We start from the raw sequence: 19,288 nt of genomic DNA on the forward strand, positions 1-19,288 counted from the left end.
TGTAATTTTTTTTAATGATTTAATTTTGATGCTATTGAATATTGCCCGTAACCTCGGGATTTGTGATGCCGTTTAAATCGTAAACAATTTTTCCTGCGCGAATAGTCATATCACACTCAAGCCGCTGTTTACCTTTTATTTTATATCCAAGCCTATCCCAATATCCAAAGTCTCCTTTTCGCACGTTTAATATGGCGATGTCGGCAACTGAACCGACCGATAAATTTCCTAATTCTGTATGTTGAATTTCCTTCGCAGGATTCCAGGTGCTTGCCTGAATAACGTTTGGTAAATCCATACCCATGGCTAAAAACATAGACATAATGTTGAGCATATTTTTCATTGCCGCATTCATACTTCCTGTGTGCAGATCGGTACTGATTGAATTAGGATAAAAGCCACTCTTAAGAGCAGGAATGGCTTGCCGAAAATCGAAGCTTGCGCCGCCAAACCCAACATCGAATACAATTCCCTTTTGTTGAGCGGCCAATACAAACGGTTTAAGCGTTCTGGTAGTTGTGTCTACAATTGGATCTCTTCTTTTTAATTCTGTAAACGTGTGCGTATAGATATCACCGGCACGAAGGTGGTTAAAAAATAGTTCTTGAATAGATAAAGGGGGATGGGTGTCGTCGCCACCAAAGTCAACCATTACCGGCATGTTAGTTAATTTACCGGCCTCCACGGCACTATCCACCGGGATCCATTTTGCGGCTTCGAAATGTGCAACCTTAAATCCCACAATATAATTCTTGTACTCTTTGGCTACATAGGCAGCCATTTGGGGATCCATGTCGTTTGTATTCTGCTCATAGGCACCTCCTCTCATACCCGCTCCAACAATATTCAGAAATGCGAGGACCCTCGTTTGTGACCTGTCAATTGTTTGCTCTTTGAAAAGCGGAAAAGTACGCCATCCCGAGCTTCCCGCATCTACCACTGTGGTAACGCCAACACGAAATGTAAAGCCGTCCGGAACTATCGCAGCGGTAGCATCCATCAAGTATTGATCTGGATTATTGCCATAAAAATCATGCGTATGAATATCTATGAGGCCTGGTGTAATATACAAGCCATGCGCATCTACTACCTGCGTTGCGTCTTTACTGTCGATGTTTTTTGCCACCCTGATTATTGTGTCACCTTTGATGGCAATATCCATCATACCATCAATTTTGTTCTTGGGATCAATAACGTGTCCTCCCTTAATAACTATACTATAAAGTTGCGCCTGCACAAAATTATCTGCAATACAAAACAAAGAGAACAGCAAAAAATATTTTTTTAGCATATGGGTTACTTAGATTTTAATAAACTGAATAATTACCCCTAATAGAAATTTGAATTATTAGGAGGATGCAACAGAAAGTTCCTCTTTGATTCTCCGCGCAACAATCTTTTCCTCCCCCTTTTTCAACATGAAAACTGTGAGGCTAATGCTGTTATCTTCATCACCCCAGGAAATGACCTCGATAGAAGGATTTCCTGTGCGCAATTTATCTCCTAAATTTTCGCGTGTTGTCCTTATTATATTCTTATCCCAAGCAATTCTTAACTTAGGGGTGTGGTTTGCAATGGGTGGAACGCTTATTTCAGTTGTAACACCTTTGATATTTTTCACGGCATCATTAATATAGCCTATGTTATCTTCCCACATCTTCCATTCTTTATCATGATCCTGATTGATATAGCTATCTAATGCCGCATACATGCCCAGCATTTCTTCTTTATTCACTTTCATACCACGACCTATGGTAACTCCATTGGGAGAATCATTCAGGCGGGCTGCTTCAATGATATTTTTCTTGCCCATTAGTACACCAGTACTTTGCGGGCCACGGATGGCTTTCCCGCCGGACAAAGCAACAAAACTAAAACCCATATCATTGTACTTCCATAGATTCGATACTGGTGGCACATCAGCGGCGATATCAATGGTAGCGGGCAGGTTATGTTTCTTTGCAAGTTGCAACCATTGTTCATGCATAATTTTTCCTTCCATTGCGTTGCAATTCAAGAAATGCATTGACGCAGTTTTTTCATTTACAGCTCTTTCAACATCATCAGCCGTTTCAACGGAAATTATAGTGACCCCGGTATTATATAGAGCTTGTTCGTAACCATCAAAATGGCCTTTCTGTAATAACACTTCTGATTTAATACCAGCTTCTTCCAGGCGATGGGGCAGCCGCTTTATTTTCTGCTGATCCGTTCCAGTTAGAATGCCTGCCATTCCCAATGTCAGGGCGGAGAAAGCGCCAGCCGTTACCATGGCACCTTCCGCATGGACCATTTGAGCAATTTTTTCACCTACTTTATCCTGAACTTCGTTCAGCATGCAAAATTCTTTGGAGCTATATTCTATTGCATCCACTACCTCGTCATGCATCAGGGATGCAGTCATTGTGGTGTAAGTTCCTGCAGCATTAATGAAAGAGCGGATGCCAAGTTCTTTCAAGAGGTTTCTTTTAGGTACCCTCGAAGGAGCAGCCAGCAACGACTGGCCAGGAAGAATGCTTCCTAAAAACGTGCCGCCTAAAGGAAGGAGACCTAATCCTTTAATAATTTCTCTACGCTTCATTTTAATTTTTTTTAAATATTTGCTAAAAAATGATTTTACTTAGTCAAGCCGCACCCAGTGCGTCATTTATTTATCCCACCAAACCCTGGTTAGTAAATTATCACCGTCTAATTCGGCAAAACCCTGCCTTTGCAGTGCATCCAGGTAATTAGTTTTGTTCGTGAGATTTTCCGAATTGGGCAAGGAGAAGCGCCTAAACATTTTACCTCCTGTTACATTGCCGGGATAATTTACCGGGGTTAGAACCGGATACCCTGTTCGCCTCCAATTTGCATAAATCTCGTAATCGTTACCAAATAAAGTTAACCATTTTTGAACTGATATTTGCTCCAGTTGTCGATCAAAACTTCCGCCAGAAGGGTAAGGATTAAGCTGCAGATAAGCGTTGATCTGTGCATTGCTAATAATGTTGGGACTTGGAGCCACTGCGGGATAAAACGCCCATTGAGTCATGCCATATTTCACGCCATTGTTATATGCCTCTTCTGCGGTGGAACCGGAGTACCAACCCCTTAAAGCAGCCTCTGCCATAAGCAGGTAGCTTTCCGAGGGTCCCATCAGTATTATGGGCGCAGCTACATTTAATACGAGTAATGAGGGTTCAGAATAGGTACCGAAATCGGTTGGCTTTGTATTTAAGCTTGCACTTATCATCCCTCGTTGCGAAGTAAACGAAGTGTCAGCATAATAACTGGTTGCGCCGGGCGAAGTAGGAACCCATACAACTGAGATTACCGGCAGCCGCGGATCTTGAGTGCTTTTAAGATAATCTATAAAAGTAGCCGCGTATTTACCGCCTTCAACATTATCACCACCCGGGCTAATATAATTACCGTTACGCATAGATACCGTTTGCGGATTCATGCCACCAGCAGCGTCTGCATAATTAATTTTGGCTATGTCAGCATCCGATGTCATAACGCCACCGCTTATAGCTTTTTGAACCCATGTTTTTGCAATTGTAGCATCCACTTTCGTTAGGCGCATACCTAAACGCAACATTAACGTATAAGCGAACTTTTTCCATTTGGTTACGTCGCCTTTGTAAAGCAAATCCGCATTGCCAAAAGTTGGTTTGGACGGGTCTAGGGCTGCCGCTGCTTCGTCCAGTTCTTTAAACATGTCGAGATATATGTCTTTCTGGGTATCATATTTTGGCTTCAAATTTCCCTGGCCCGATAATGCATCAAAGTAAGGGATATCTCCTGCAACGTCAGTTAACTGATCAAATTCATACACTTTAAGAATACGAACCAGTGATAGTTTATTTACGTCATTAGGATCTTGCACAGCAGCCTGCAATTGAATCAGCCTGTTTAGTTTATCGGTATAATATCCAGCAAAATCTGCTTCTGTTCCATTAAAGCTATAGAATTTGTCGCCTATGGCAGGGACTTCTTTATAAGTTGAAAAATATTGCATACCCTCAGCGATAACGGAATAGTTGGAAGCTTGCATCGCCAATATTGCTCCCGTAAACAAATAATCTGGTTCAGCGGTTTGTGTCGTGTTTGGATTCTTGTTAAGATCTGTAAGGCTTTTCTTGTTACAGGAAATCAATACAAGAACCGATACAAGAGTTAGAAAATATATTGCTTTTGAAAATTGAATTTTCATAATTTCTTTATTTATGAGTTAAAGATTTAAAATTTAATATTCAGATTTAGTCCTATGTCCCGGGTCCTTGGTTCACCGGTACCTGATGTACCAGTTGTGTTACTAACAGTTTGCCCGAATTCAGGATCTAAACCTGCCTCTTTTACCCTCTTATCGCTGTATAAAATGGCAAGATTGCGGGCCACGAGTGCTATAGATGCAGATTGAATTTTAACCAGCCTCATTTTATTTACAGGGAGATTATAACTTAAGATAAGACTACGAAGTTTTACAAAATCTGTTTTAAAAACATTCACACTTCCTGCATAATTATTACCACGGTTATTATAATAAGTATCTAAGAGCGTAACGTCCCATAACTTACTAAAAGAATTTCCATTTTGATCGACCCCTGTTACTTGTAAACCATTTTCTCTACCGGGCAAAGTTTCCTTCGTTAAACCAAATCTTGAAGCATATTGCCATAGATTGCTATATCCGACAGATCCAAATTTTCCATCAAGTAGTATATTCAGAGAAAGTCTTTTATACCTGAACTCATTGGTAAGTCCCATTATGTAAGGAGGATTGGCAACGCCCAAATTTTGTCGTACGCTTTGCTCATAACCGCTTACGCTATTATAAACCTGTATGCCCTTTGCATTCTTTAAAAACACAGGCGCCTGGAGTGTTGCGTAAGGCAATCCTACCTGCGATATAACATTTACGCCACCTGCGATGCCAGATCCTATAGTAAGTGTAGTTAATCCGGGAGCAAGACTTAGAATCTGGTTCTTATTCCAGGCCATGTTGTAACTCACATTCCACCTGAAATTGGGAGTTATTAACGGGGTGCCCGTCAAGAGCAATTCAATTCCCCTGTTTCTCAGTGTGCCTACGTTTTGATTCCCCGCGAGGTACCCCGATGCGTTCGAAATATCAGGTTGAAGGATGTTATTTGTCGTCATACGATCATAATAAGTCGCATCGATTCCCAGCCGGTTATTGAAAAATTGTATTTCAAAACCTCCTTCGGAAGTAGTTACCGTCAATGGCCGCAAGCCTGGATTAGGTAACCTGTTCGATGCATTCAGAACTGGTAATCCGTTAAAGCCTCCTGGTGTCAGGTTATAAGTTTGATTGATAGCATAAGGATCAACCGTTGCATTACCTACCTGGGCCCATGAGCCACGTAGTTTAAGGAAGCTAATTGCTTCGGGAAGCCTTAATGCATCAGATAATATTACGCTTCCGCCAATTGAAGGATAGAAGATAGCGTTGTTCCCGGGATTTAAGGTCGAAAACCAATCCTTTCTTCCGGTAAATGAAAGGTAGATTATTCTTTTAAAATCAAGGTCTGCAGAACCGAACAGTGAGTTTGTACCAAAATGACTTTCTGATTTATTTGGAACGTCCAGTGTCCCCAGGTTGGTATAGCTGATAAAATCCGGGATAATAAAATCTCTACCCGTTATACTACTAGAAAGCGAGTTGTGTCTTTCGCGGTTTACACCTACAAAGGCATAGACACTAAAGTCCTTTAAGAATTTTGTAGAATAATTTATGGTTGCACGAGCATTGCTTATGTCAAATTGATCTTCATAGGAATTATAGTATCCTTTAGGAGTAAATGCTGTTCCAATGGGTGTGTAATTAGAACGGTTAGAAAATAAGAAGTCTTTAGAAATTATTCCTTTTACAAAAAGATTAGGAAAGAAATTTACCTGTACACTTCCTGAACCAATGAAGCGGTTTCTTATATCATCGTTTCCAGTTCTATTAACGACAAACCATGGATTGGGAGCCGCCGGTACCGGGTTCCACTGTATTTCATCTCCGTTATCATTATAACCAGGGGCTAATGATCTTATATCTACAGTATTTCCCAGCAGGTAGGTGGCCCAGCTCGGATTCAATTCGGCGTAACCAACATTTGGACGATTATGACCTTTTTCGTAATTATATTGGGCATTGCCTTCAATAGTTATAAAATCATTTTTGCCAAGGTGCGATGAAACACTTAAGTTAGAAGTTTTCCGGTCGAATGTTGAATTCGGTGTTTGTGCCTTTGCATCCAAATCGGACATTGACAAGCGGAAATTCAGTGCACTGCTTCCCCCGTAAAATGCGATCGTATTGGTGAAGTTAGTGCTGGGGCGATAGAAGTTGTTAACATTGTCCTTTACTTTAACGGGTGAATACGGACGTTCAACTCCGTCGAACTGAACCACCATGGAACCATCTACTTTGGCTCCGTAAGATAAACGGCCTGCACTGAGGGCAGCGGCCTGCGTAGCTGGTTTTACACCGTCATTACCTGACCCATATTCATACTGATAATTTGGGTAAGAAGAAGGTGTTCCGGTTACATAATTTGTATTGAAGTCAACACCAATGCCTTTTTGTGCTCTTCCAGATTTTGTTGTAATTAATATTACGCCATTAGCTGCCTGGCTTCCGTATAGTGCAGCCGCAGCACCACTTTTAAGGACAGTAATTGTTTCAATATCGTCAGGATTTATACTGGATATCCCATCCCCAGTGTCATAGTTAAATCCAGTGCTACTGGCAGATGCGCCGCCGTTTCCGTTGTAGATTGGAGAACCATTTACAACATACAGTGGCTGGTTATTAGCGGAACCGTTGATAGCCCCAACTCCACGAATAACTATTCTGCTTGATCCTCCCGGACCTGATGCAATTTGTGTAGCATCAACCCCTGCAATCTTTCCGGTAAGGGCACTTGCAACATTATTTTCGCGGGCCTCGGTAAACTCGGAGCCCTTCACTTCAGCGGATGAGTACACCAAACCTCTCTTGCTCTTCTTAATTCCCAAAGCAGTAACAACTACTTCATTTAATTCCCGTGATTCTTCCTTGAGAGTTGCATTTATGATCGTTTGATTATTCACAGCAATCTCCTGAGTGATAAACCCAATAAACGAAAATATCAGTGTGCCATTTTCCGGTGCATCAATGGCATAATTGCCGGATTTATCAGTGGAGGTTCCAATCGTGCTTCCTTTTATGGTGATACTTACTCCTGCTAAAGGATTGCCTCTATCGTCGGTAACCTTTCCGGTAACGATATTAGCTGTGGTAAAGCTAGTACTAATGCCATAAGGAATCTTATAATCATTTAACTTCGAATACGAAATCAATTTATTCGAATGCATTATCAAAATCTGGTCCTTCACCTGCCTGTAAGTCAGGGCGGTATTTGCCAGTGCAATCTTTAGGAAGGTCTCAACAGTTAATTTGGTGACGGGTAAATTCAAATTACGAATGCTTTCAACCTCATCTTTCCGATACATGAAATGATACCCCGTGACCGCTTCAATTTTCTGAAATGCCTGTACAAGGGTTTCATTTTTAAGCCCAAGTGTTACTTCAACTTCATTAATCGGCTGGCTTTTAAGTGGAGTCGCAAAAAGTAATTGGGCAGATGTAGTAATCAATATGGTAGCAGTTACTATTCCAATGCGCATAATGTCTTTGATGATTGATTTTTCGCGGAAAAATTTTTTCTTAACGTTTGATTTGAAAAAATTATGGAATTCTTCAGTTAATGATGAAAGATTCATAAATTTGGTATGTTTTAAGTTAATAAGGAACTCGTTTCGAGTGTATTTAAAACAGTGCATAGTCCCGATTGCAGTCGGTACTGGCAATATTGCCTCTGAAATAATTTTCAGAGGTTTTTTTTAAGTTTCATTCTAGTTTTATTGACCAGGAATTACTTTTTTTAAAGTAAAGTCGTTTTGTCATATTTAAGGTTTTTAGTAAATTAATTATTTTTTAAGATTAATATTGATGGTAGATTTTTCCATATCATTTGTATAGGCAAGGCCATTAAAAAGGCAAATGCTGTTTAATATCTCTTCAAGTGTTTCTTTTTTTGAAAACGTGGTGGTAAATCGCAATGATTCAATTTCAGGGTCATTGATTATTATTTTAACGTCATAGCGATCCTCGATTATTTTTGCAGCCTCAGACATGGTAAGATTATCGATGAGTAAATCTTCTTTTTTCCAATTCAAATAGGTTTCATTTTTAACCGTCTGGATTACAGACTTTACTTTGGATTTCGCATAAGTTATTTGTTGGTTGGGGGTAATTATCCCGATTAATTTACTTTTATTGTTGACACTAACTCTTCCCCTCTTTACGGTTACGGTAATATTATCTTCTCCCGGCAACGCTTTAATATTAAAAGCAGTTCCTAATACTTTAGTTTCTAACTCGCCCGTATGCACTATAAACGGCCTCGATTTATTATGCATAATGTCAAAAAATGCCTGGCCTTCAAGATATACCTCCCTTTTATCCTTACCGTCGAAAGTTGATGGGTAATTTAACTTGCTTCCCTGGCTCAAAATAACCCTGCTACCGTCAGGAAGGAAAATGACGCGATTCTTTATATGTTCTATAGTTGCTACTTTTTCAGGTGCGCCCATATTTTTTTCAACAGAATGGTTGTTTAAAAAATATAAGCCTGAAATAAACACGAGTGTAGTAATCACGGCTGCAGCAAGTTTCACATACCTGTGGTTAATGAAACGTACATTCTTGCCCACCTGCCCTCCACTGTAAATATTATTCCAGATGCCATTCCTTAAATTGTTTCTAATTGCAGTTCTTTCATCACGTCCTAAGTCATCCATTACGTCAGGCTCATTTTGAAACAAGTTGTAATATTTTTCTACAAATACCTGCTCCTCTTTTGTTGTTTTGCCTTTTTGGTATTTATGCAACAATTTTAAAAAATAATGTTTGTCCATTTAAATATTTGAAACTATATGCTTGTATGGATGACCTCAAAAGATAAGAAAGTCCTACTCTCAAGAAATATATTTTGAATAAAAGTTATGCGCATTCGTAAGGATGTTGCAAAAAAAACTTAAATGTTACGGTACCACTAGTTCTAAAGGAATTACCTTAAATAATAAAATAAAAATATTGCTACTTCATAGTTTTGTTTTAAAAAATGATGGGCTTGAACCTGGTTGTTGCAGAACATAAACCAGCATTAGCATGGTATATATAATCAGTAAATTAATTATTTAATATTTGTATCAAATAATCTTCGTTATAAATCACGAACCTTATTGTTTAAAAAAAATAAGTTGGTAAAATTAATTTATAAGAATGGAGTTGCAGGTTTTAGAACAAAGATTGCCCTAACTTTTTTTTCCTTCACGCCCTTCATTTATCTCATTTTTTGCATGAGCTTTCGCATCATTAAATTCTCTGACTCCCTTACCAATACCCCTCATAAGATCAGGTATTTTTTTTCCTCCAAAAAATAACAGAATAACAATAAGAATAAAAATCCATTCTGTTCCGCCAGGCATGGATAAAAGTAAGACTGATTTTACAATGCTTAACATTAGTTATCTTTTAGCTAATTTGGATACTAAAAATTGCTGATCTTTATTTTTCCAAATTATTATTTAGGGTATTAAATTTCGTTCAAATTAATATCTGAGACTGTTTGCTTATAGAGATGACCCAAAAAAATAAAAAAGTCCCACTCCGGGTAAATATTTTTTGAAAAAATTACGATGTGGTTATTAGGATTATTGCTATTGTGAGAATTCGTAATAAAGAAACTCTTAAAGTTTCTATTGCTTTACCAAGTTGGTTTTGAACTGTTTTTCTAGTAATTCCCAATTTCATGGAAATAACTTTTGTAGACAAATCTTCCTGGTAACGAAGACGAAAAATAATTTGCCTTTTGGGAGGCAAGGATTCCATGAGTTCTTCATAAGACTTGAAAAATTCTTTCCAAAGCAAATTCGCATCAGCTTGGGAATTTTTTTCAGGAATATTTTCTAAAATATCAAAAAAGGGATGGAAGTGCTTTTGTTTGGAAAGTGATTTAATCACATTATTTCGGATTGCCACATGTAAATAAGCTGGAAAATTTTCAATCATATGCGTTTGCCTGTTCAACCATATTTTAGTAAATATTTCCTGCACGATATCTTTTGCGTCTTCACCATTTTTTAAGCGCTTATAGGCAGCCGAATAAGCCTTTTCCCAGTATTTTTCGAATAAGAGATTAAAAGCATGTGTACTTCCGTCTTTAACTTTTTCGAGCAATAAAGAATCATCAATCGTGAGTGGTTCAGGTTGTCTCATTGCAAGCATTTATTAACGCAATGTAAAAAAAGTTTCGCTAAACATGCATTTAATTTAAAATCCCTTTTGGAAAAGATGCCCGACTGGGCTTTGCCGATGTCAAAAAAATCATGTTATATTTCCATCAAAGAAGATTTGCTTAATACCTCCGATTTAATACTGGCTTTTTCCGGGCGATGGGCAGGGCAGCTGTTTAACTTTCTGCTGATCCTTAACAGTAAGAATAACTGCCATTGTCAATATTAAACCGGAGAAAGCGCCAGCCGTCACCATGGCTCCCTCCGCGTGAACCATTTGTCCAATCTTTTCTCCAACCTTATCCTGCACTTCATTTAACATAAAAAATTCTTTAGCGCTATAATCTATCGCGTCCATTACCTCTTCGTTCATAAGAGAGGCTGTCATAGTGGTGTATGTTCCTGCGGCATTAATGAAAGCGCGATGCCAAGTTCTTCGAGAAGGTTCCTCCTGGGTTTTGATTTGGAAGGTTTGCGGGCCGTTGTTTCTATCGGGATGGTGATGGAAATTAATATCAGTTCTTTATTAAAAGCGATTATGCCTGACCGTTATAAACATTTTCAATAACGCGATTTCTTTTATTTTTTTCTTTGCATCCTCCATTCTCTGCCCGGCGTATCTACACGAAAAGTTTCAAGATTACCCATGTCCATTAATGTCACATAAACTCTACAACCATCCTCTCCCCCAAATGCCACATTCGTGGGGTTTTTCCCAAATAATTTTATTTCCTTTAATATATCTCCATTGGGGGAAACTTTTGCCACAACACCTTTTCCGATGCGGGCAATATATAAATTCCCTGCAGTATCGCAACGCATACCATCGCAACCAAAATCAGCGAATTCAAGTAATAAACTTTTATTGTTTAATTCGCCTTTAGGCGACAGATTATAAGACCAAACTTTTCGTCCTGCATTTACATATAGTTTTTTTTCATCAGGACTTACCTCTATTCCATTTGCAGGACCGTTTAGTGTATCTAATAAAGTGACACTTCCATGCCCGTCAATCCGCCAAATTCGGCCGGTGTTTAATTTAAAGTTTGGATCACTGGCATAAACACGGTTTTTGCTGTCAATGGCTATATCATTGGGCTGCGTCATCTTCGGTTCATGGGCAAAAACACTGATCTTTTTGGTTTTCATGTTAACCTTGAGCACATTGTGCTTTGTATAATCAGCAATCAACATATTACCATGGGTGTCAAACCTGATTCCATTTCCAACACTGCTATCCGGAAGATCAATAAATAATCCTGGATTTCCTGCGGTGTGTACAATTCCGATTGTACCCTCACGGGAAAAGTTTACCGCATAAACATTTCCGTGCTTGTCTACTGCAGGGCCTTCCACGCCATGAGTAAAACTGTTTGGGGGTGTAAATTCAGCTGATTTAAACAACGTATCTGACAAAACAAACTGCGCATTTGCAGACAGGCAAAATTGAACCTGGGATGAAAGTTGAATGACAGCCAACGCCAAAATATAAAACGCAATTCGTTTTTGTTTCACATAAATTTTTTTGAAAGATGTTTGAATATATCACCGGCTTCGTAATATGTTTTGGAACATAGTTAAACCAAATAATATTCAGACAACTAATAATAAAAAAAAAACTTTAGTTAGTTTTCAAAAGGGAGGGTAATAAGTACCTGTCAATTTCAAAAACTTTAATTCATCTTGTGTTAAGATTCTTTTGTTAAAAATAAGGAAAGCTTTTAGATAATTGAACAATAAGGTTTGTATAACTAAAATTCTAAAATTAAAAGCATTGTTTATTATTTCAACGTTCCTTTAGAATGTTTGTAGCGAAGCACATTAATAGGTGAGTTTCACTTATTATGCAATGGAAATTATAAGCGGTGAAATGCTTTTTTAAATAATCTTATTTTTGCGGCCAAAATAAATATTCATGAAAAAACTAGTATTCTTAATAGGTATTTTATTCCTGGGTTACATCTCCCACGCACAGGATTCTTCCTTTACAATTAATGGCCAGCTAGATAAAATAAAAAATGGAACGATCTTTTTAAATATTTATGAAACTGACAAGACCATTAAGGATTCCGCTCTAATCAGCGATGGCAATTTTAAATTTACAGGCTACGTAACGGCGCCTTATTTTGCAACGCTAACCATGCCGGTTAAACCCAATGATTATTATACGTTTTATATAGAACCTGTGTCCATGAATATTTCAGGCAGGGGAGACTCTCTTAAACTTCTAACCGTAAAAGGATCGCCAATAAATGATGACGATAAACTTTTGCAGGAAAGAATGAAATATGTAACCAAATGGGAAGATGTTAACAGCAAAGTTTTTGAAAAAGCCTATAAAGAAAAAAACAAGAGGGTGATGGACAGTCTTGATGAGGTTGATAATAATGTTTTAGCAGAAAAGAGGAAAGTAGTTACCGAGTTTGTGAAAGCATATCCTAATTCTATGCGTGCCGCAATGGCTATCTATGAAAATTATGCCTACTATGCTGAAGCTAGTGACGTTCAGCCTTTATATGATATGCTATTGCCTCAAATTAAAAACTCACCAAAAGGAATTGAGGTTAAAAAATTACTCGATACCTATAGTAATGTGGCTATCGGCAAAGAAGCCCTTGAAATTTCACAAAGCACACCCGATGGTAAAACACTTAATTTATCTTCTTTGCATGGAAAATATGTATTAATTGATTTTTGGGCAAGCTGGTGTGGCCCTTGCAGACGGGCAAACCCGGGAATAGTTGATGCCTACAACCAGTATAAAGATAAAGGGTTTACTATTTATGGCGTTTCTTATGATACTAAAAAAGACCGGTGGGAAAAAGCCATTAAGGATGATAAATTAAAATGGAACCAGGTTTCTGATTTGCAGGGCTGGAAGAACAGTACTTCCAATCAATATGGAATTAAGGCAATTCCCTCTAATCTCTTATTGGATAAAGACGGAAAAATTATTGCAAAAAATCTTTTCGGAAAACAATTAACTGATAAGCTTTCAGAATTAATGAAAGACTGATGATTGTATAAATTTCGATTATTAAAAAAATGGCAATTGCGATTTTCACCTTTTCAATTCTCTCTTTTCAATTATCAATTATCAATTATATTTGCAATCAATTTTTAAAATAGATGAAAGAAATAGCATTTAGAGAAGCTTTACGTGAAGCAATGAGTGAAGAAATGAGACGTGATGAAAGCGTTTTTTTAATGGGTGAAGAAGTTGCTGAATACAATGGCGCTTATAAAGTGAGCCAGGGAATGTTGGAAGAGTTTGGCGAAAAAAGGGTGATTGATACGCCAATTACCGAACTTGGATTTACTGCAATAGCGGTTGGCGCTGCGCAAAACGGCCTCCGTCCTATTGTAGAATTCATGACCTGGAATTTTGCTACCCTCGCAATTGACCAAATTTTGAACACTGCTTCAAAAATGCTTGCCATGAGCGGCGGACAAGTAGGTTGTCCAATAGTATTTCGTGGCCCTAACGGAAGTGCAGGACAATTGGGAGCGCAGCATTCAACCGCTTTTGAATCAATGTACGCGAATATTCCGGGCTTAAAAGTAATATCAGTAAGTAATCCTTACGATGCAAAAGGTTTATTAAAAAGCGCCATACGCGATAATGATCCTGTAGTTTTTATGGAAAGTGAAGTGATGTATGGAGAAAAAGGACAAATACCTGAGGAAGAATATTTAATCCCGATTGGTAAAGCAAAAATTGTGCGTGAAGGAACGGATGTTACTATAGTTTCTTTCAACAAAATGATGAAAGTTGCATTAGGCGCCGCTGTTGAACTTGAGAAAGAAAATATAAGCGCTGAAGTAATTGATTTAAGAACCATACGTCCTCTGGATTGGCAAACTATTCTTAAATCGGTTAAAAAGACGAACCGGCTGGTAATTGTGGAAGAGCAATGGCCGTTTGCTTCTGTATCTTCTGAAATAGCATACCGTATACAAAAAGAAGGATTTGATTATTTGGATGCTCCTGTAAGAAGAATTACTTCAGCAGATGCTCCAATGCATTATGCGCCAAACCTGGTAGCAATGTATTTACCAGATGTTCCCCGTACCGTTAAGTTGGTGAAGGAAGTTATGTACCTGAAAAAATAATCAGGTCAATTATTTGATCTTCGCTTTATATCTTTTAATGCCAGCCAGCTTCGGCATTGATTCTAAATAATAAATTATGAATACCGGTAATTTTTATTATCCGCTTCCTTCCAATGAACCTGTACTCAATTTTGCCCCCGGAAGTGCAGAAAGAGAACTGGTAAAAAATGCTTTAAAAGAATTAAAAAGTAAAAAGCTTGATGTTCCGATGTACATCGGTGCTGAAGAAGTACGTACAGGAAATAAAATCGATATAAATCCCCCTCACGAAATAAATCATGTATTAGGCAGCTTTCATTTCGGCGACGCATCTCATGTTAAAAAAGCAATTAATGCCGCATTAAAAGCAAAAGATAAGTGGAACAACACAAGTTGGGAAAACAGGGCTAATATTTTTTTAAAAGCGGCAGAGCTTCTCGCCACGAAATACCGGCCTTATATTTTAGCAACAACCATGCTTGGCCAGAGTAAAAATGTTTACCAGGCTGAAATTGACGGAGCTTGCGAACTCATAGATTTTTTAAGGTTTAATGTTCATTTTCTAAGTGATATTTATAAGCAACAACCTTCGAGTAGCCCTGGTGTTTATAACAGGATGGAGTATCGGCCGCTGGAGGGATTTGTTCTTGCCATAACGCCATTTAATTTTACTGCAATAGGAGGTAACCTTCCAACTTCCGCTGCCATGTGTGGAAACACAGTTGTATGGAAATGTGCACATACGCAGGTTTACAGCGCTCAAATGTTTATGCGCATTTTAAAAGAAGCAGGTTTGCCGGGTGGAGTTATTAATTTAATTTATGTTGATGGCCCTACGTTAGGAGAAGTTTGTTTTAATCATCCTGATTTCGGCGGTATACATTTTACAGGAAGTACAGGTGTGTTTAACAGCATGTGGCAAATTATTGGCGAGAATACTAAAATATATAAATCGTATCCACGAATAGTTGGTGAAACCGGTGGTAAAGATTTTGTATTAGCGCATAAAAGTGCCGAAGTCGATGTAGTTGTTACAGCCTTATGTCGCGGTGCATTTGAATACCAGGGGCAAAAATGTTCTGCAGCTTCACGTGCATATATTCCGTCTAATCTTGCGGCGCAGATTAAGAAAAAATTAGTTGCAGAAATAAAAACAATGAAGATCGGAAGCGTTGAAGACTTCACGTGTTTTATAAATGCAGTGATTGATGAAAAGAGTTTTGATAAATTAGAAGGATATATCAAACAGGTAAAAAAAGACAAGGATGCAAAGATATTAGTGGGCGGAAAATGTGATAAAACCAATGGCTATTTTATTGAGCCAACCGTAATAGAAGTTACCGATCCGCGTTATGTAACAATGTGTGAAGAATTATTTGGTCCTGTACTAACGTTATACGTATACGATGAAAACAAATTCGATGAGGCGATTAAATTAGTTGATTCAACTTCGCCTTATGCACTCACAGGATCTGTAATTGCCCAGGATCGTTATGCAGTTGAACTTGCGACAAAAAAACTTGCAAACAGCGCTGGAAATTTTTATATAAATGACAAACCTACCGGCGCAGTAGTTGGTCAGCAGCCTTTTGGCGGCGCCCGCGGAAGTGGAACCAATGATAAAGCAGGAAGTATCCTTAATTTGTATCGCTGGTTAAGTGCCAGAACTATAAAGGAAACTTTTAATCCCGCAGTTAATTACCGATATCCATTCATGAATGAGGATACCAAAGTTTCATGAAAACAATTCTCGATAAATATCAGCTTCAAATAACTATCGAACGACTGGCTTACCAGTTGATAGAAAATTATTCTGATCTTTCTTCTGTAGTAATTATAGGCATTCAGCCAAGGGGAATTTTTTTATCGGATAAGATTTTTGCACAGCTGAAAAAAATTATTCCGGGTAATACAATTGAGTATGGGAAAATGGATATTACTTTTTACAGGGATGATATCCGGAAAGAATTGCATAGTCCCAATCAGACCAATATTTCATTCTCAATAGAAGATAAAAATGTAGTTCTAATTGATGATGTATTGTACACCGGAAGAACCATACGGGCAGCCTTAGACGCATTACTTGCTTTCGGAAGGCCAAAAAAAGTAGAGTTGTGTGTTTTGATAAATAGACGGTATAGCCGCCAATTACCCATTCAGCCGGATTATTGCGGTAAAGCAATTGATTCACTTATTTCACAAAAAGTGAAAGTTGAATGGGATAAAGAAGAGGTTGTTTTGTACTAGTTATGAACAGTCAGTCGGCAATAAGCAGTAAACAATTTATGTTTCAGAAATCACCTTTCACAATTTTTATTTAGCTTTGACCTTTAATGCAACTTTCTACCAAACATCTCCTGGGCATTAAAGATCTACAACTCAGCGATATTGAACTTATTCTTTCTACTGCCACACAATTTAAAGAAGTGTTACAACGGCCGATTAAAAAAGTGCCATCGCTTCGTGATACTACGATCGTGAATTTATTTTACGAAAATTCTACACGTACAAGAATTTCGTTTGAACTGGCAGAAAAAAGATTGAGCGCTGATACTTTGAATTTTTCTGCATCGGGATCCTCAGTTTCAAAGGGTGAAACTTTATTGGATACCGTAAATAATATCCTGTCAATGAAAGTTGATATGGTTGTAATGAGGCACAGCGCCAGTGGCGCCCCACACTTCCTGGCAAAACACATACCTGCCGCAATAATTAATGCAGGCGATGGAATTAATGAACATCCAACGCAGGCTTTGCTGGATGCATTTTCAATAAAGGAAAAATGTGGAACGCTCAAGGGAAAAAAAGTTGTATTGGTGGGAGATATAATGCACTCAAGAGTAGCGCTCAGTAATATTTATTTATTAAAAAAAGCAGGCGCGGAAGTTATGGTAGCCGGGCCGCCAACTTTAATCCCAAAATACATCAGCGCAGCATTTGATATTCGCGTTGAATACAATCTTAAAAAGGCATTGAAATGGTGCGATGTAGCTAACGTTCTTCGCATACAATTAGAGCGGCAAAACCAGGTTTTATTTTCTTCACTAAGGGAATATAATCTTGCGTACGGAGTAAGCAAAAAGTTATTGGAAAGCATTAATAAAGAAATTGTAATCCTTCATCCCGGGCCGGTTAACAGGGGAGTAGAAATAGACAGTGATGTTGCAGATTCAAAACAATCAATTATTTTACAGCAGGTAGAAAATGGCGTTGCTGTAAGAATGGCTGTACTTTATTTACTTAGTAATAAACAGAATTTTAATTAACTGATCTCAAAAATTAAAATAGTAACATGGAAAGAATTTGTTTATTCCCCGGAACTTTTGATCCTGTTACGTTAGGCCATACAGATATTATTAACAGGGCTCTCCCTTTGTTTGATGAACTGGTTATTGGGATCGGTAGAAACAGCAATAAAACAGCCATGTTTTCTGAAGAGCAAAGACTGCAATGGCTGCGGGAGATTTATAAAGATGAACCAAAGATTAAAGTATTGGCCTACGATGGCCTGACAGTTAATTGTTGCAAATCAATTGGCGCTAATTTTATTTTAAGAGGCATTCGTTACGTAAATGATTTTGAATATGAAAAAGCCATTGCAGATATGAACCGTAGTTTAGCTCATAATGTTGAAACCATTTTTTTAACCTGCCTTCCTGAATTTACTTCTGTTGCGAGTACGCTTGTACGTGATGTTATACGCAATGGAGGACACGTTTCCCAGTTTCTTCCCGATGCCGTGAAAAATAATATAAAATAATATGTCTATCTGGTTTGATAAAACGATAAGCCTTGAAAAGATCAAAGATTTTGGAAGAGATTCTATGGCCGGATTTTTAGGCATGGAGTGGACTGCAATCGGAGATGACTATTTGCAAATATCTATGCCCGTAAATGAAAGAACGAAACAACCTTATGGAATTATGCACGGCGGCGCTTCCTGCTCCCTCGCTGAAACGCTAGGAAGTGTTGCTTCAGCACTTGTAATCGATTTGGATAAATTTTATTGTGTAGGTATGGAAATCAATGCTAACCATTTAAGAAGCGTAACTCATGGACTCGTCACGGGTAAATCCACGCCGTTACATTTGGGGAAAACAACACACGTTTGGGACATAAAGATTTATGACGAGAGCCAAAATCTTGTTTGCGTAAGCAGGTTGACAGTTGCCATTATTCCCAATAATAGATTCGTTCAGCATACTAAAATGTAATTTGTAAGAAATAGCCTTAGAAATTTTTTAAAACAGAAATGATAGTTGGAAATGTATTATCCAGGTAGTTTTTTAAGTCGTTTTTTTTAACCCAGCGTATTTCTGTGATATCTTCTTCAAACTGTGGTTTAAAGTCTTCATTTCCTTTTGAAAGCATCTTATACCAATGTGATTCCTTTAGTATGTGTTTGCCAAATTCAACATAAGTGTGATAGGTTGTATTAATTTCATTTTCCAGTTCGATTTTCATGAGGCCCGTTTCTTCCTGCACTTCTCTCAAAGCACATTCCTGCAGTGTTTCACCATTATCAAGCTTTCCTTTTGGCAGATCCCATTTTCCCCTGCGGAAAATTAGTAATATTTCTCCTGCTTTATTTTTTACAAGGCCCCCTGCTGCTTTTACCAATTTGAAATGCTTAAAAAATTCTTTTTTTAATTTATTAAAGTTTTCGTGGATAATAATTCCAGCATGAAATTCTTTTTTTTCTATTTCATGAAGTAAGGAATTAATCGCGGCGCTAGAAAGCTCATCAATAAATACTGCATCAGGATGGTGTCTCACTGCCTCAATCTCTTTGGTTAATGCATCACATAAATAAACTGGTTTTTCTCCAAAGTAAATTGTTATATAGCTCATAGCTGTA

General features: G+C 38.0%; 18 protein-coding genes. 8 read left to right on the forward strand and 10 right to left on the reverse strand.

The genetic code is table 11. From position 1 onward, the window contains the following. Positions 1-31 precede the first annotated feature (31 nt). The 8 genes from FW778_RS16620 to FW778_RS16655 all read right to left on the reverse strand — a co-directional run bounded on the left by FW778_RS16620 (position 32) and on the right by FW778_RS16655 (position 10,726). A complete protein-coding gene (locus FW778_RS16620) occupies positions 32-1,291 on the reverse strand; it encodes an amidohydrolase/deacetylase family metallohydrolase (protein WP_150415948.1) in 1,260 nt (419 codons plus the stop codon). A gap of 57 nt (positions 1,292-1,348) precedes the next feature. Further along, a complete protein-coding gene (locus tag FW778_RS16625; protein WP_150415949.1) occupies positions 1,349-2,581 on the reverse strand; it encodes an aminotransferase class V-fold PLP-dependent enzyme in 1,233 nt (410 codons plus the stop codon). A gap of 66 nt (positions 2,582-2,647) precedes the next feature. Continuing rightward, complete coding sequence (locus tag FW778_RS16630) at positions 2,648-4,198, reverse strand: SusD/RagB family nutrient-binding outer membrane lipoprotein (protein ID WP_150415950.1); 1,551 nt, start codon at positions 4,196-4,198, stop codon at positions 2,648-2,650. Between the two features lie 26 nt (positions 4,199-4,224). After that, positions 4,225-7,761 carry a SusC/RagA family TonB-linked outer membrane protein gene (locus tag FW778_RS16635; RefSeq protein WP_202552306.1) on the reverse strand — a complete coding sequence of 1,179 codons (3,537 nt, stop codon included), beginning with the start codon at positions 7,759-7,761 and terminating at the stop codon, positions 4,225-4,227. 207 nt (positions 7,762-7,968) lie between these two features. Continuing rightward, positions 7,969-8,958 (reverse strand): FecR family protein, encoded by a 990-nt coding sequence (locus FW778_RS16640; protein WP_150415952.1) that lies wholly within the window; start codon positions 8,956-8,958, stop codon positions 7,969-7,971. Positions 8,959-9,357: 399 nt separating this feature from the next. After that, positions 9,358-9,567, reverse strand: coding sequence for a Sec-independent protein translocase subunit TatA/TatB (locus FW778_RS16645; protein WP_235906349.1), 210 nt, complete (start codon positions 9,565-9,567; stop codon positions 9,358-9,360). Between the two features lie 169 nt (positions 9,568-9,736). After that, positions 9,737-10,321, reverse strand: coding sequence for an RNA polymerase sigma factor (locus tag FW778_RS16650; protein ID WP_202552307.1), 585 nt, complete (start codon positions 10,319-10,321; stop codon positions 9,737-9,739). A 153-nt stretch (positions 10,322-10,474) separates the two neighbouring features. Next, complete coding sequence (locus tag FW778_RS16655) at positions 10,475-10,726, reverse strand: hypothetical protein (RefSeq protein WP_150415954.1); 252 nt, start codon at positions 10,724-10,726, stop codon at positions 10,475-10,477. Positions 10,727-10,762: 36 nt separating this feature from the next. Here FW778_RS16655 and FW778_RS23210 point away from each other — a divergent pair, with 36 nt between their 5' ends. After that, positions 10,763-10,906, forward strand: coding sequence for a hypothetical protein (locus FW778_RS23210; protein WP_202552308.1), 144 nt, complete (start codon positions 10,763-10,765; stop codon positions 10,904-10,906). An 11-nt stretch (positions 10,907-10,917) separates the two neighbouring features. Here the strand turns inward: FW778_RS23210 and FW778_RS16660 are convergent, their stop codons facing one another. Continuing rightward, positions 10,918-11,853, reverse strand: coding sequence for an SMP-30/gluconolactonase/LRE family protein (locus FW778_RS16660; RefSeq protein WP_235906350.1), 936 nt, complete (start codon positions 11,851-11,853; stop codon positions 10,918-10,920). A 400-nt stretch (positions 11,854-12,253) separates the two neighbouring features. On the opposite strand from FW778_RS16660, the gene FW778_RS16665 reads away from it, so the two are divergent. The 7 genes from FW778_RS16665 to FW778_RS16695 all read left to right on the forward strand — a co-directional run bounded on the left by FW778_RS16665 (position 12,254) and on the right by FW778_RS16695 (position 18,644). Then, on the forward strand, positions 12,254-13,354 hold the full coding sequence (locus FW778_RS16665) for a TlpA disulfide reductase family protein (protein ID WP_150415955.1): 1,101 nt from the start codon (positions 12,254-12,256) through the stop codon (positions 13,352-13,354). Positions 13,355-13,467: 113 nt separating this feature from the next. Beyond that, positions 13,468-14,451, forward strand: a complete 984-nt coding sequence (locus FW778_RS16670) for a pyruvate dehydrogenase complex E1 component subunit beta (RefSeq protein ID WP_150415956.1) — start codon at positions 13,468-13,470, stop codon at positions 14,449-14,451. 76 nt (positions 14,452-14,527) lie between these two features. Then, complete coding sequence (gene pruA / locus FW778_RS16675) at positions 14,528-16,171, forward strand: L-glutamate gamma-semialdehyde dehydrogenase (RefSeq protein WP_150415957.1); 1,644 nt, start codon at positions 14,528-14,530, stop codon at positions 16,169-16,171. After that, entirely contained in the window at positions 16,168-16,677 is a 510-nt protein-coding gene (pyrR, locus tag FW778_RS16680) for a bifunctional pyr operon transcriptional regulator/uracil phosphoribosyltransferase PyrR (RefSeq protein WP_150415958.1), read from the forward strand. Before pruA ends, pyrR begins: the two co-directional genes overlap by 4 nt. A gap of 86 nt (positions 16,678-16,763) precedes the next feature. Then, complete coding sequence (locus tag FW778_RS16685; protein ID WP_150415959.1) at positions 16,764-17,696, forward strand: aspartate carbamoyltransferase catalytic subunit; 933 nt, start codon at positions 16,764-16,766, stop codon at positions 17,694-17,696. 26 nt (positions 17,697-17,722) lie between these two features. Next, a complete protein-coding gene (coaD, locus tag FW778_RS16690) occupies positions 17,723-18,190 on the forward strand; it encodes a pantetheine-phosphate adenylyltransferase (protein ID WP_150415960.1) in 468 nt (155 codons plus the stop codon). A 1-nt stretch (position 18,191) separates the two neighbouring features. Continuing rightward, the gene (locus tag FW778_RS16695; RefSeq protein ID WP_150415961.1) at positions 18,192-18,644 is read left to right on the forward strand and encodes a hotdog fold thioesterase; all 453 of its coding nucleotides are present in this window, start codon (positions 18,192-18,194) and stop codon (positions 18,642-18,644) included. Between the two features lie 16 nt (positions 18,645-18,660). On the opposite strand, the gene FW778_RS16700 is transcribed toward FW778_RS16695, so the two are convergent. Beyond that, the gene (locus FW778_RS16700) at positions 18,661-19,281 is read right to left on the reverse strand and encodes an NUDIX hydrolase (protein WP_150415962.1); all 621 of its coding nucleotides are present in this window, start codon (positions 19,279-19,281) and stop codon (positions 18,661-18,663) included. Positions 19,282-19,288 lie beyond the last annotated feature (7 nt).

It is taken from the genome of Ginsengibacter hankyongi (assembly GCF_008710285.1).
Taxonomy (GTDB): Bacteria; Bacteroidota; Bacteroidia; order Chitinophagales; family Chitinophagaceae; genus Ginsengibacter; species Ginsengibacter hankyongi.

Excerpts from the sequence above, each read along its gene's own strand:
- FW778_RS16695 (WP_150415961.1), top strand. The coding sequence starts at position 18,192 with ATGTCTATCTGGTTTGATAAAACGATAAGCCTTGAAAAGATCAAAGAT.
- FW778_RS23210 (WP_202552308.1), top strand. The coding sequence starts at position 10,763 with ATGCCAAGTTCTTCGAGAAGGTTCCTCCTGGGTTTTGATTTGGAAGGT.
- FW778_RS16670 (WP_150415956.1), top strand. The coding sequence starts at position 13,468 with ATGAAAGAAATAGCATTTAGAGAAGCTTTACGTGAAGCAATGAGTGAA.
- FW778_RS16630 (WP_150415950.1), bottom strand. The coding sequence starts at position 4,198 with ATGAAAATTCAATTTTCAAAAGCAATATATTTTCTAACTCTTGTATCG.
- FW778_RS16665 (WP_150415955.1), top strand. The coding sequence starts at position 12,254 with ATGAAAAAACTAGTATTCTTAATAGGTATTTTATTCCTGGGTTACATC.
- FW778_RS16655 (WP_150415954.1), bottom strand. The coding sequence starts at position 10,726 with ATGACAGCCTCTCTTATGAACGAAGAGGTAATGGACGCGATAGATTAT.
- pruA (WP_150415957.1), top strand. The coding sequence starts at position 14,528 with ATGAATACCGGTAATTTTTATTATCCGCTTCCTTCCAATGAACCTGTA.
- FW778_RS16650 (WP_202552307.1), bottom strand. The coding sequence starts at position 10,321 with ATGAGACAACCTGAACCACTCACGATTGATGATTCTTTATTGCTCGAA.
- pyrR (WP_150415958.1), top strand. The coding sequence starts at position 16,168 with ATGAAAACAATTCTCGATAAATATCAGCTTCAAATAACTATCGAACGA.
- FW778_RS16620 (WP_150415948.1), bottom strand. The coding sequence starts at position 1,291 with ATGCTAAAAAAATATTTTTTGCTGTTCTCTTTGTTTTGTATTGCAGAT.
- coaD (WP_150415960.1), top strand. The coding sequence starts at position 17,723 with ATGGAAAGAATTTGTTTATTCCCCGGAACTTTTGATCCTGTTACGTTA.
- FW778_RS16700 (WP_150415962.1), bottom strand. The coding sequence starts at position 19,281 with ATGAGCTATATAACAATTTACTTTGGAGAAAAACCAGTTTATTTATGT.
- FW778_RS16640 (WP_150415952.1), bottom strand. The coding sequence starts at position 8,958 with ATGGACAAACATTATTTTTTAAAATTGTTGCATAAATACCAAAAAGGC.
- FW778_RS16635 (WP_202552306.1), bottom strand. The coding sequence starts at position 7,761 with ATGAATCTTTCATCATTAACTGAAGAATTCCATAATTTTTTCAAATCA.
- FW778_RS16685 (WP_150415959.1), top strand. The coding sequence starts at position 16,764 with ATGCAACTTTCTACCAAACATCTCCTGGGCATTAAAGATCTACAACTC.
- FW778_RS16625 (WP_150415949.1), bottom strand. The coding sequence starts at position 2,581 with ATGAAGCGTAGAGAAATTATTAAAGGATTAGGTCTCCTTCCTTTAGGC.
- FW778_RS16645 (WP_235906349.1), bottom strand. The coding sequence starts at position 9,567 with ATGTTAAGCATTGTAAAATCAGTCTTACTTTTATCCATGCCTGGCGGA.